General features: G+C 44.1%; 12 protein-coding genes. 4 read left to right on the forward strand and 8 right to left on the reverse strand.

Features of this window, described 5'->3' with window-relative positions:
- From DR864_RS07390 to DR864_RS07405, 4 genes are all read right to left on the reverse strand, one after another.
- Positions 1 to 813: an HAD family hydrolase gene (locus tag DR864_RS07390; protein WP_114066352.1), complete on the reverse strand. Its 813-nt coding sequence runs from the start codon at positions 811 to 813 to the stop codon at positions 1 to 3.
- Between the two features lie 106 nt (positions 814 to 919).
- On the reverse strand, positions 920 to 1984 hold the full coding sequence (corA, locus tag DR864_RS07395; RefSeq protein WP_114066353.1) for a magnesium/cobalt transporter CorA: 1065 nt from the start codon (positions 1982 to 1984) through the stop codon (positions 920 to 922).
- Between the two features lie 50 nt (positions 1985 to 2034).
- The gene (gene kdsB, locus DR864_RS07400) at positions 2035 to 2808 is read right to left on the reverse strand and encodes a 3-deoxy-manno-octulosonate cytidylyltransferase (protein ID WP_114066354.1); all 774 of its coding nucleotides are present in this window, start codon (positions 2806 to 2808) and stop codon (positions 2035 to 2037) included.
- 219 nt (positions 2809 to 3027) lie between these two features.
- The gene (locus DR864_RS07405) at positions 3028 to 3615 is read right to left on the reverse strand and encodes a Uma2 family endonuclease (protein WP_114070194.1); all 588 of its coding nucleotides are present in this window, start codon (positions 3613 to 3615) and stop codon (positions 3028 to 3030) included.
- A 129-nt stretch (positions 3616 to 3744) separates the two neighbouring features.
- Between DR864_RS07405 and leuS the strand changes: the two genes are divergently transcribed.
- Genes leuS through DR864_RS29790 form a run of 3 tightly spaced genes read left to right on the forward strand, consistent with a single transcriptional unit; the run spans position 3745 to position 7258 of the window.
- Positions 3745 to 6537 carry a leucine--tRNA ligase gene (gene leuS / locus DR864_RS07410; protein ID WP_114066355.1) on the forward strand — a complete coding sequence of 931 codons (2793 nt, stop codon included), beginning with the start codon at positions 3745 to 3747 and terminating at the stop codon, positions 6535 to 6537.
- Positions 6538 to 6555: 18 nt separating this feature from the next.
- Complete coding sequence (locus DR864_RS07415) at positions 6556 to 7065, forward strand: DUF6934 family protein (protein WP_114066356.1); 510 nt, start codon at positions 6556 to 6558, stop codon at positions 7063 to 7065.
- 34 nt (positions 7066 to 7099) lie between these two features.
- Positions 7100 to 7258: a hypothetical protein gene (locus DR864_RS29790; protein WP_162793626.1), complete on the forward strand. Its 159-nt coding sequence runs from the start codon at positions 7100 to 7102 to the stop codon at positions 7256 to 7258.
- A 146-nt stretch (positions 7259 to 7404) separates the two neighbouring features.
- Here the strand turns inward: DR864_RS29790 and DR864_RS07420 are convergent, their stop codons facing one another.
- Both DR864_RS07420 and DR864_RS07425 read right to left on the reverse strand, forming a co-directional pair.
- Positions 7405 to 8793: a M56 family metallopeptidase gene (locus DR864_RS07420; RefSeq protein ID WP_162793627.1), complete on the reverse strand. Its 1389-nt coding sequence runs from the start codon at positions 8791 to 8793 to the stop codon at positions 7405 to 7407.
- Positions 8794 to 8855: 62 nt separating this feature from the next.
- Entirely contained in the window at positions 8856 to 9227 is a 372-nt protein-coding gene (locus DR864_RS07425; protein WP_114066358.1) for a BlaI/MecI/CopY family transcriptional regulator, read from the reverse strand.
- A gap of 118 nt (positions 9228 to 9345) precedes the next feature.
- On the opposite strand from DR864_RS07425, the gene DR864_RS07430 reads away from it, so the two are divergent.
- Complete coding sequence (locus DR864_RS07430; RefSeq protein WP_114066359.1) at positions 9346 to 9858, forward strand: hypothetical protein; 513 nt, start codon at positions 9346 to 9348, stop codon at positions 9856 to 9858.
- Between the two features lie 26 nt (positions 9859 to 9884).
- On the opposite strand, the gene DR864_RS07435 is transcribed toward DR864_RS07430, so the two are convergent.
- Together DR864_RS07435 and DR864_RS07440 are read right to left on the reverse strand one after the other, a co-directional pair.
- Positions 9885 to 10349 carry a hypothetical protein gene (locus tag DR864_RS07435; protein WP_114066360.1) on the reverse strand — a complete coding sequence of 155 codons (465 nt, stop codon included), beginning with the start codon at positions 10347 to 10349 and terminating at the stop codon, positions 9885 to 9887.
- Positions 10350 to 10372: 23 nt separating this feature from the next.
- Positions 10373 to 11803, reverse strand: a complete 1431-nt coding sequence (locus DR864_RS07440; protein WP_114066361.1) for an MBL fold metallo-hydrolase — start codon at positions 11801 to 11803, stop codon at positions 10373 to 10375.
- Positions 11804 to 11891 lie beyond the last annotated feature (88 nt).

Here is an 11891-nt window from a genome sequence, read left to right on the forward strand (position 1 = left end):
CTAATTCTTCACCATTGTAAGCTCCGCAATCAATTGTTCCAATACCTTAGCCACGCCATTTTCATCGTTTGATTCGGCCCTAAAACGCGCCGCTTCTTTGATGTCGGGGTGGGCATTGTCCATGGCGTACGAAAAATAGGCCTGCTGCATCATTTCCAGGTCATTGAGGTAATCGCCAAAAGCCATGGTTTCGGCCACCGAAATCCCGTGCAATTGCTGAAGTACGTTCATCGCTTTACCTTTATTGGCCAAGTTGTGCGACAAATCAAGCCAAATTCCCGCCGAGACCTTCACTTTTATTGCGTCTTCCCACGCCTTAAAGTGCGGATAACTATTGGCCGCCGAGCCGTCCAAATCACAGATGCTTACTTTCAGGCATTCATCATCAACGACTTCCAGCAAATTCTCCACGACTTCGTAGCGTTCAAAATACTTGGTCAACTGCGCCCAAAACGCGGGCTCGGTGTTTTCGACGTAGGCTTTTTTCTTACCACAAAAAATAGGATATGCGTTCGGAATGGGCCGGGAAGTCAGAATCAGAGAGTCGACAATTTCTCTTTGCAGCGGTTGGACATACAGCTCTTGGTTTTGGTACACAACATAACTACCGTTTTCGGCTACAAAAATCACGTCGTCTTTAACGGGCTCAAACTGTTTTTGAAGATTGAAATACTGGCGTCCGCTGGCCGCCACAAAACGTATCCCGTGGGCTTTAAGTGTAGCTAAAATGGAATAGATGGCGGGATTTAATTCACCTTTAGAGTTCAGCAACGTACCGTCCATGTCCGTAGCCACTAATTTTATATCTTTCATATACTTGGAATGATGTATCCCAAAATTGCACATTTTCTCCCGCAGGAATGCGCTTTTAGGGAATATATACCATTTAATCCCAAGATATTTTAATTCTATTAATCCGTTACATCCAACCTCGCCGCCTAAAATAAATCAACAGTCCCCCCGCCAACACCGCCATACCTGCTAGGGTATAAAAATACCCGTTGGGCTGACGCAATTCTGGCATATTGTCGAAGTTCATGCCGTAGATTCCCACGATAAACGTGAGGGGCATGAAGACCGCCGAATAAATAGTGAGGGTTTTCATGACGGTATTCATGCGTGAGCTGAGCGTAGAATAATGAATATCAATCAATCCCGTCAACAATTCACGGTTGGAGTCAATGGTTTCAATGGCATTGATGACGTGGTCGTGTACGTCGCGAAAATACGGGAACGTACTTTTGCCGATGAGTTTGGAATTTTCACGCAGGCCCTGACTCAGCATATCGCGCAGCGGCAATACGTACTTTCGCATGAGGGTAAGCTGGCGTTTCAGGTTATAAAGTTCACTGATGGGGTCTTTGTGTTTTCCCGCCAAAATCAACCCTTCCAGTTCCTCCAACTCCTCGCTCATTCTTTCCAGAATTTCGAGATAATTGTCCACAATCAAATCAATCAATGAAAACAGCAGATAATCCGCCCCATTTCGACGCGTTTTTCCAACTGAGGCTTTGATTCTGTCCAAAACAGGACCAAAAATATCGCCCGTACGTTTTTCCTGAAACGAAATCAGGTAATTGCTACCCAACAAAAAACTTACGTGCTCCGCTTCGATTTCTCCCATCTCATCGTGCCAATAAAGCATTTTGAGGGACACAAACACGTAGGTTTCGTTGAAAAATTCAATCTTGGGCTTTTGCCGGGTATTCATGATGTCTTCCAACAAAAGCGGATGAATATTGTGCAACTGCCCCACGGCCTCAATGACGCCCGACTCGTGAATCCCATCCACGTCCAGCCAACTGATGTAGGGTTTATCGCCCGAAATCTGGCAATCTTTGATTTGTTTTATGGTGTGTTGCTCGTGGTATTGCTCGTTGTATTTAACGATTTTAAGGGTGGTATCTTTTGCCACTTCTGGCCCCACATACACCAATGTACCAGGAGAAAGGCCAAACGTAGAGGTATTGGGTGGGGGTGTCATGGGTTGTTGATTTATGGTTTTCGGTCGCCGATTTTAGTAGGGGATTGTTACTATTGAGCCATCAATCGCAGCACTTTTTCTACATCTTCGGGCGTGTCGATGCAATGACTTTCGTAGGACGTAAGCCCCATTTTGATTTTATAACCGTTTTGAATCCAGCGCAATTGCTCCAAGGATTCGGCTTTTTCTAAACTAGAAACGGGCAATTTTGTAATTTTCTCTAAAATATCGGACCGGTAAGCGTACATTCCCACCTGACGATAATAAGTGTGGTGCTGATGCCATTCTTTAGGGTCAACTCCTTTCAGAAATGGCAATACCTGACGACTGAAATAAATGGCCTCAAAATCCTGATTTACAATCACTTTGGCTTCGCCCACATCAAACAGTACCTCATGGTCACTCACGGGAATCATCTGCGAAGCCAACTCAACACTCCCGTCCAAAACCGCGCCGAGCTCATCAATCTGCTCAGGTGCCACGAAGGGTTCGTCGCCTTGAATGTTTATAATATAGGAGTAAGAAGTAATATCGCTACTCTTGACATCTACCTCTTGATTTCTGACTCCTAAACAATATGCCTCCCAACACCGATCGGTGCCGCTGGGGTGGTCGGGATGGGTCATGACAGCCTTGCCGCCGAAGGATTGAACATGATTGAGAATGCGCTCATCGTCGGTAGCGACAATCACTTCCGACAGGCATTTGGCCTGCGACGCCTGCTCATACACACGCTGAATCATGCTTTTGCCTTGAATATCAATGAGGGGTTTGCCCGGAAAACGCGTCGAAGCGTAGCGAGCGGGAATAATTCCGATAATCATTTCACAACTTTGTTAGAAATGCGAAGTACGGGAAATTACCGCAAAATCTCTTTAAAACTTGGCCAAAATCGGTGATTGGGCATCATTAGGGGTATTTACTGCCCTGTTTGGTGTTATCACCAAACAGGTAGAAGTATAAGTTTTAATTACGTAAGAAATATTAGGGGAATAACACCCACACTGGTATCGTCGGAAAATGTTTATAGAAAAACATTGCTATCACTCAAAAACACTTAATTCCAATTCAAAACCCGGGAGTACCTCTTCTCCTGATACCTTTCCCGCGGCAAACGGCACTCGCTCTACCGTTCCGTTTTGGCGATATATCCACACTTCTTGGCCCGCCAAATCAATGAGCCAACCCAGTCGTACGCCGTTTTGTATGTAGGCGTTCATTTTGAGTTGTAGCTTCTGGAGACTGTCGGTTTTGGAGCGAAGTTCGGCTACAAAATCGGGGGCGATGTGCGCAAATTGATTTTTTTCACTTTCAGGCAACGCGTCAAAACGGTCTTTCAGAATAAAAGAAGCATCAGGGGCCCGCATAGAACCGTCAGCAAACGTGAATCCCGTCGACGAACTGAACGTGTAGCCCAAATTGGATTGAATAGCCCAATTACCAACAAGAATAAGCAGCTTATTCTCGTAAAAACCTGAAAGTGTATTGGTTGGTGACATAATGATAATGTTCCCGTCGGCATCGCGCTCAATATTCAGTTCATCGTTCATGCGGCAAAACGCCAAAAACGTGGCATCATCCCACCGAATTTCGTCGGGAAGCCTGAGTACGTATTCATCCAATGCGACCATAATCTCTGACCGTTTTTTATTCAAAAATAACAATTTCAGCCCCAAAACCCAAAAGTCACTGAAAAGCCGTAATTTTGCGCCCTAAATAGACCCTTTCAGGGTGACATTATTGAATTTTTACAACTAATCATGGAATACAATCACCGCGAAATTGAAAAAAAATGGCAGCAGTTTTGGGAAGACAACCAAACCTACAAAACTGATATTGACCACAATAAGCCCAAGTACTACGTCCTCGACATGTTTCCTTATCCTTCGGGAGCAGGACTGCACGTAGGGCACCCGCTGGGCTACATTGCTTCTGACATTATTTCGCGTTATAAAAGACTCAAAGGCTTTAACGTGCTGCACCCAATGGGCTTCGATAGCTTCGGCCTTCCTGCCGAGCAGTATGCCATCCAAACGGGCCAACATCCCGCCATCACGACCGAGCAAAACATCAGTACGTTTATCAGTCAAATGAAAAACATCGGTTTCAGCTACGACTGGAGCCGCGAAGTCCGCACGTCTGACCCCAATTATTACAAATGGACACAGTGGATTTTCATGCAACTGTTCAACCATTATTACGACAAAGACGCCGACAAAGCCCTGCCCATCAATCACTTGGTTGCGCAGTTTGAAAAAGGAGGCTCTGCCGCCGTCAATGCTGTTTGTGACGAAGAAACTCCTGACTTTACCGCCGAAGACTGGAACGCCATGAGCGAAAAAGAGCAACAAATATTGTTGTTGAAATACCGCTTTACATTCCCCGAAGAATCGTACGTCAACTGGTGCCCGGGCTTAGGAACGGTATTATCCAACGACGAAGTAAAAGACGGTGTTTCGGAGCGCGGAGGCTTTCCCGTAGAGCGCAAATTGATGAAACAGTGGGCCATGCGCATCACCGCCTACGCCGACCGTCTGTTGACTGGCTTAGACACCATCGACTGGCCCGAACCCTTGAAAGAGCAACAACGCAACTGGATTGGAAAAAGCGTAGGGGCAAGTGTGAAGTTTAAAGTAGCCAGCGAAAATAAAGAGGGCCTTAACATCGAGGTATTCACCACCCGCGTTGACACCATCTACGGCGTTAGCTTCATGGTGTTGGCTCCCGAGCACGAATGGGCGTTGGAATTGACCACTCCTGAGCAAAAGGAGGCCGTCGAAACCTACATCAAATGGGCCGCGAGCCGCAGCGAGGTAGACCGCATGGCCGAAAAGAAAGTAACGGGCGTGTTTACGGGCAGCTATTGCATCAATCCGCTGAGTGAAGAAAAAGTACCTATTTTCTTGGCCGATTACGTGTTGGCCGGCTACGGAACGGGGGCCGTCATGGGCGTACCTTCGGGCGACCAGCGCGACTGGAACTTTGCCACAAACTTTGGGTTGCCGATTGTCCCCATTTTGGACAGCCAGAAAGACATTGACCAACAAGCCGATAACACCAAAGAAGGGACTTACATCAACTCGGGCATCATCAACGGCATGACCTACAAAGAGGCCACCGATACGTTGATTGGCTGGTTGGAAGAGCGCAAATTGGGCAAAGGGAAAATACAGTATCGCCTCCGCAATGCCGTTTTCAGCCGTCAGCGCTACTGGGGTGAGCCCGTCCCCGTTTATTTTAAAGATGATGTTCCTTATCTGATTGATGAAAGTGAATTGCCTTTAGAATTGCCAAAAATCGATAAATATCTCCCCACCGAAACGGGCGAGCCACCACTGGGCCGCGCCGAAGGTTGGAAATATAAAAATGAATATGAATACGAATTGAGCACCATGCCCGGCTGGGCTGGCTCCTCGTGGTATTGGTACCGCTACATGGACCCGCAAAACAACGGCGCTTTTGCCTCCAAAGAAGCCATCGACTATTGGCAGCGCGTTGACTTCTACTTGGGCGGCTCTGAGCACGCCACGGGCCACTTGCTATACAGCCGTTTTTGGAATAAATTCCTGAAAGATTTGGGTGTCGTACCGCAGGAAGAATTTGCCGCAAAGTTGTTGAATCAGGGCATGATTCAGGGACGAAGCAACTTTGTGTATCGTTTGAAATCAAGTGAAAGCGGACACCCCGTTTTTGTTTCTCACGGTTTAAAAGACCAATACGAAACCACCAAATTACACGTCGATGTAAACATTGTTGATAATGACGTTCTTGATGTAGCCGCTTTCAAAAACTGGCGTGAAGATTTCATCAATGCTGAATTCATTTTGGAAGATGGAAAATACGTCTGCGGCTGGGAAGTGGAAAAAATGTCAAAATCGAAGTTCAACGTTGTTAATCCCGATAATATCGTTGAAAAATACGGGGCCGATACGCTGCGTATGTACGAAATGTTTTTAGGGCCATTGACCGATGCCAAACCCTGGAACATGAACGGCATCAGCGGTACGTTCAACTTCCTGCGTAAATTCTGGCGGTTGTTTTATGAAGACCAAAGCGGCAAACAAAAATGGACCGATGCCGAGCCGACCGCCGAGGAATTGAAAGTACTGCACCGCACCATCAAACGCGTGGAAGAGGACATCGAGCGGCTTTCGTTCAATACCGTTGTGTCTACGTTTATGATAGCAGTCAATGATTTGAGCGACTTGAAATGCCACAAAAAGGCCATTTTGCAGGACATGCTTATTTTGTTAGCGCCGTATGCCCCGCACATTACGGAAGAGTTGTGGGTAGCGTTGGGCAATGAAGCAGGTACTATTTCGTCGGCGTCATTCCCCGTTTTCAATCCTAAATACCTAGAAGAAAGCGCATTTGAATATCCGATTCAGATCAACGGCAAAGTACGCGCGAACATTCCATTCCCGATTGATATGTCGAAGGAAGATATTGAGCAGGGCGTATTGGCCAACGAAACGGTTCAGAAATGGCTGGAAGGCAAAGAACCAAAAAAAGTGGTAGTAGTCCCCAAACGCATTGTGAACGTAGTACTGTAAACCTAAAGCCGCCCGAAAATGATGATTTTCGGGCGGCTTTGTATAGAATTTCATAAATGGCAAACGATGAATTTAGACGTTTACCCTCTCAAGGACACCTCTCAAGAACATACACATTTTGCATTTATCAGCGAAGGAAAACAGGGGCAGATCATAAAAATCATAGCGTATCAAAATACAGGAGAATTAAGTAATGACAGGCCTATTTATAATTTGGGATTTGGTGACTACAATCTGCTGACAAAAGAGGTAGACGATAAAGTTGTTACTGATAATGGCGATATGGAAAAGGTATTAGCAACCATTACCCACACTGTTCCGTTGTTTTTTTCTCACCATCCCAATGCCATCCTTGAAGTTTCCGGAAGCACAAAAGGACGTACCCGTTTATATCAAATGCTTATCACTAAATATATGGCAGAACTTGCCGACTTTGTAATTATTTATGGTCTAAATGATGAAGTTGGTGAGTTGGAGTTATTCATCCCCGATAAAAAGTATTCGCGCTTCTTTGCCATTAAGAAATAGTTCATTAACTTAGCTTAGCTTATTCCCAATCAAAATGCTGAAGATAAAAAAAACAACGGTTGAAGCTCATTTTGAAGCCCTTGACTTGAATCAATTTAAGGACAGGGAAGTATTTCCTGAAAAAATAGCTGATAGCCGAAAGGCCATTCGTGAATTGAAAGAAAAAGGTAAACTGAAATTTCCGACAAAATAATGCCTATCTACCCCGTTCAGCGATAGCTTGAAGGCAAAGAACCAAAAAAAGTGGTAGTAGTCCCCAAACGCATCGTCAACGTAGTGTTGTAAAAATGTAAGCGGCCCGAAAATCATCATTTTCGGGCCGCTTATTTTATAGCTCATCTACTTTTTTTGATTCTCTAGGCGGAATTTCTCCCTATTAGAACCTAACCAGTATCTTTTATCAGCTAATCGCTCATCACGATACTTTTCGTAGTAATCGTTCGTCATTAAATCAAGTTGAAATTTGTACTTAAAACCAATAGTCGCTTGGGCATTTTTGTACAATTTACTTAGAAATACCTGAGAAAAATCTGACGCTTTGTATTTATTCAATACTGTATTAGGGACTTTTTTTTCGTCAATCCATACCCCATAAACCTTTGCATTTTTGTAAGCTTCGAATTCTTTTTCGGTAGGAGTAATACGAGGTAAAGGGCTTAAAGGCGGATTCATTGCCCAATTCTGTTTTAGCTGTTGCTCTTTACTCATCGCTCTAAAAATTACCTCCAAACGTGCTCGGTCCGGTTCAGACGGCCTATCTAAACGATAAATTTCTTTCCCGTCTTTTCCCCCTCTTATTAAATATTTGTCCACAATTTTCTCATACTCTTCCACCATAGCCTGCGAAACCCCATCTTTAACAAAATCAGCCTCAGTCGTTGATTGGGGAACAACTTTAGGCGCATTTTGCGCTAAACTGATGTCGCTAAAGACAAAGACCAACGCTGAAAAAACGCATAAAGCTATCGTTTGAAGCAAGTATGCACGCTTCCTTGAAGTGAATTTATTCATCATTTTAAACCGTTTTTTGGTGAGGAGATAATTGAAAGAGCTGGCCAATGTCATACCACTATGCCGACTTATTTTATGCAGCAATAAATACTGATACGCAGGCGGATTTTGGTGGGTTTTGATCACCCAATCATCGGCCAAAAATTCGTGATTAAGCCTGATAGCCCTGCGATATAGCCACACGGAAGGATTCCACCAGCAAAATGCCAGAACAAGTTCGATAAACAACACATCCAACGTATGACGCTGACGGATGTGCGCCTGCTCATGCTGCAAAATTTCAGGTTCTATATCGTCCTGTTCAAATGCTTGACGACTAACAAAAACATACTTGCCAAAACTGTAAGGGGTATTATTCTGCGGTATTAATACCAAGTTCATTGCACAATTTTCCACGACTGGATTGGTACGAATCATTTGCCAAAAAGAATACAGATTTTTACTGAAACGAATTAAAAATACAAGGGTAATTAGGCTGTATATGACCCACATATACATCGACCAAGACAGTGTATCCGTGACCGCTGAGACTGAAACAGGGTTGTTGGGAGTAAATGATTCAGAAAGGTTGATGGGCGATAGTGTTTGCGTATTTTCAACAATCGCTGGCAGCGTTTCAACGGGTACTTCATACGTAATAAGCGGAACCAATCCCGAAAATAAAAGGCCAAATAACAGGTAGAAGCGATTAAAAAAGGGCATTTTTTCTTTTTCCAATACCCAATGATACAGTATCAGTAACAATGCCGAGCAGACGGCAAACTTGAAGAGATAAATGCTCATGGCTTTTTATGTTTAAGTTGTTCATCAATCACCCGTTTCAAGTCCTCCAACTCTTCTTTGGAAAGGTCGGCAGCATTTGTAAAAAAGGAGGCAAATTGCGCCACCGAATTCCCGAAGAAATTCTTGATAATGCCGCGAACGTGTTTGGAAAAATAATCATCCTTAGAAACCAAAGCATAATACTGCCGCGAATTGCCAAAAATAGTATACCCGACAAATCCTTTTTCCTGCATTCGCTTGAGCAAAGTAGCCACGGTGGTGGATGCAGGTTTAGGGTCGGGCGAGGCATCGATTAGGTCTTTCATAAAGACCGTTCCCTGCTGCCAGATTACCTCCATCAATTGTTCTTCAGATTTAGAAAGTTGCATACACTCTACATTTTGATACTTTATTCTACAAATGTAGAATATAAAAAATTCAAAGCAAATTTTAGATAAACTATTTTGAGATTATTTTATATTTTTGATTGAATAAAACAGCGAAGCCATGAACAATTTTGCAAATAACAAAGGCTTCAAATTGTCATTTTTCGTCTTATTAGCCGCTTTGATCGTGGCAGGTTGCAAAGAGAAGGATATTTGGCCCAAAGAATCGTATGAAATGTTGAATAAACGCTCCATCAAATTAGTTACTTATAGCAATTCCAGCTTGAGTCAGTTCAGCTTTGAAGAAAGCGCCAATAGACACGTAGCAGTTTATACAAATCAGTTCATGGATTTGAGTCAATGCAATGACTGCGGCTCCCCTTTCATTGCCTTTGAAGTGAATCCTTTTCTTTCAGAATTTAACTATACATCACGGGAGGAATTAGAAAGTGTCAAGGCTATCAAGGGCCAAACGAGCAGTTTCTTTGGCCCCTATGCTTCTCCTCTTCGTTCGGGCAGTATCTCCGGAAAGAAAACCACTGATTATTCATGGATCATCACCATTGATTTGCCGGCCGACAGTACCAAGCCAAATGAATCCCGTAAAATAAAAGGCGTATTTACCCTGAAGTAATTATAGTTGAAGCATAGAGTAGAGCCTCACCTGTTATAAAAAAGCTTTTCACTCCATTTCAATGAATCTGGAAAAGGCAGATTATATTTTGAAAAATCGGACCAAAAAATCAAAATCTGGTGTTTTGATGGGTCTTTTGAAGAAAGGATGACGGGAAATTTTTTATGCTTTATCAGTTCTCTTTTATCCCTTGTAAATTCAACAAAATAGCGTTTGTATTTATAATCAACATTGTCTCTGAATAGCCTATTTTTATGTTGATAGTGGTAATGAAATCTCAAATACATCGTCCCCGTTTTGGTATGATATTTTTCTTCAACACCATCTATCGTTGCTATTTCAAAACTCTGATTATGAGCAATTTCTTTCTTCTCACGAGATTTCATTATACCCATAAAAAGAGCAGGAAGTGCTATTAACACCCCCACCCAAATCCCGAAAAACAGTGCCCATTCAAAGTTCCACTTCTGTTCTTTGGGTACACCTTCCATTTATTTGTAGCTCAATATTATTTTTATTCATCCACCGATTTTTTCAAGGTCGAGGGGCACACAAAATCAGTGGTGGTGATACGGCCCAACTTCTGAATAGCGGCAAAGCCGCCGTCAATGTCTACAAGGTTGTCATAGCCTCTGGATTTGAGAATCGAAGCGGCCATCATGGAGCGATAGCCACCTGCGCAGTGGATATACATCGTTTCATTTTTGGGAAATTCAGCCATCAAATCATTGATATTATCCAACGGTAAATTTTTAGCACCGTCTACGTGCTCGGCAGCAAACTCACTAGGTTTACGAACGTCGATTATGGGCAAATTTTTATCTTTTTCAAGGCGACTCGCCAATTCATCGGCCGAAATTGAGCTAATTTCATCCACCTCATTGCCGCTTTCTCGCCAAGCGTCAAAGCCGCCCTCCAAGAAGCCAATCACATTATCGTAGCCCACCCGTGCCAAACGCAGAATGGATTCCTGTGCTTTTCCTTTTTCAGTGACCAACAATAATTCTTGCTTTACGTCGGGAATCAACGCGCCTACCCACGGCGCAAATTGGCCGCCCAGACCGATATTGATGGAATTAGGAATAAATCCTTTGCTGAAAAGCTGGGCGCCGCGTGTGTCCAATACCACCGCACCCGTTTCGTTGGCGGCGGCCTCAAAAGCCGACGGCGACAAGGCCTGCGCCGCGCGTTTCATCACGGTATCCATGCTTTCATAGCCTTCTCTGTTCATCTGAACATTCTGCGGAAAGTACTGCGGCGGCTTCGCCAAACCAGCGGTCACTTCCTTGATAAACTCCGCCTTCGTCATATCGGCACGGAGGGCGTAATTGAACATTTTCTGGTTACCGAGCGTGTCAGTAGTTTCTTTACTCATGTTTTTGCCGCAGGCAGAGCCCGCTCCGTGGGCGGGATACACGATGACTTCGTTGGGCAAAGTCATGATTTTATTGCGGAGAGAATCATACAAAAAACCCGCCAAATCGTCCATTGTCAGGTCTGATTTTTGGGCTAAATCGGGCCGCCCTACATCGCCAATAAAGAGCGTATCACCACTAAAAAGGGCTTTTTCTTGTCCCTGTTCATCCAATAACAAGTAACAAGTTGATTCTAAGGTATGCCCCGGCGTATGAATGGCTTTCAAGGTGATTTTTCCTACCAAAAAAAGTTCTCCGTCATTGGCAATGTGCGCCTCAAAACCCGTTTTGGCATTGGGCCCATAGACAATCGGAGCGCCCGTTTTTTTGGATAAATCCAAGTGCCCCGACACAAAATCGGCGTGAAAGTGGGTTTCAAAAACATACTTGATTTTGGCCCCGTCGCGGGAGGCGCGTTCGATGTAGGGCGTTACTTCGCGGAGAGGATCAATGACCGCTACTTCACCTTCACTTTCAATATAATACGCCCCCTGCGCCAGACAACCAGTATAAATTTGTTCGATTTTCATCTTCGTATGAATTATATTCCATGAGGAGTCTTTTCTCCGTTTCACTACTCAATGAATCAAATTTAAAAGGGCTTAGTTCCGCACAATC

The sequence above is a fragment of the Runella rosea genome (assembly GCF_003325355.1).
Taxonomy (GTDB): Bacteria; Bacteroidota; Bacteroidia; order Cytophagales; family Spirosomataceae; genus Runella; species Runella rosea.

Excerpts from the sequence above, each read along its gene's own strand:
- DR864_RS07390 (WP_114066352.1), bottom strand. The coding sequence starts at position 813 with ATGAAAGATATAAAATTAGTGGCTACGGACATGGACGGTACGTTGCTG.
- corA (WP_114066353.1), bottom strand. The coding sequence starts at position 1,984 with ATGACACCCCCACCCAATACCTCTACGTTTGGCCTTTCTCCTGGTACA.
- kdsB (WP_114066354.1), bottom strand. The coding sequence starts at position 2,808 with ATGATTATCGGAATTATTCCCGCTCGCTACGCTTCGACGCGTTTTCCG.
- DR864_RS07405 (WP_114070194.1), bottom strand. The coding sequence starts at position 3,615 with ATGGTCGCATTGGATGAATACGTACTCAGGCTTCCCGACGAAATTCGG.
- leuS (WP_114066355.1), top strand. The coding sequence starts at position 3,745 with ATGGAATACAATCACCGCGAAATTGAAAAAAAATGGCAGCAGTTTTGG.
- DR864_RS07415 (WP_114066356.1), top strand. The coding sequence starts at position 6,556 with ATGATGATTTTCGGGCGGCTTTGTATAGAATTTCATAAATGGCAAACG.
- DR864_RS29790 (WP_162793626.1), top strand. The coding sequence starts at position 7,100 with ATGCTGAAGATAAAAAAAACAACGGTTGAAGCTCATTTTGAAGCCCTT.
- DR864_RS07425 (WP_114066358.1), bottom strand. The coding sequence starts at position 9,227 with ATGCAACTTTCTAAATCTGAAGAACAATTGATGGAGGTAATCTGGCAG.
- DR864_RS07430 (WP_114066359.1), top strand. The coding sequence starts at position 9,346 with ATGAACAATTTTGCAAATAACAAAGGCTTCAAATTGTCATTTTTCGTC.
- DR864_RS07435 (WP_114066360.1), bottom strand. The coding sequence starts at position 10,349 with ATGGAAGGTGTACCCAAAGAACAGAAGTGGAACTTTGAATGGGCACTG.
- DR864_RS07440 (WP_114066361.1), bottom strand. The coding sequence starts at position 11,803 with ATGAAAATCGAACAAATTTATACTGGTTGTCTGGCGCAGGGGGCGTAT.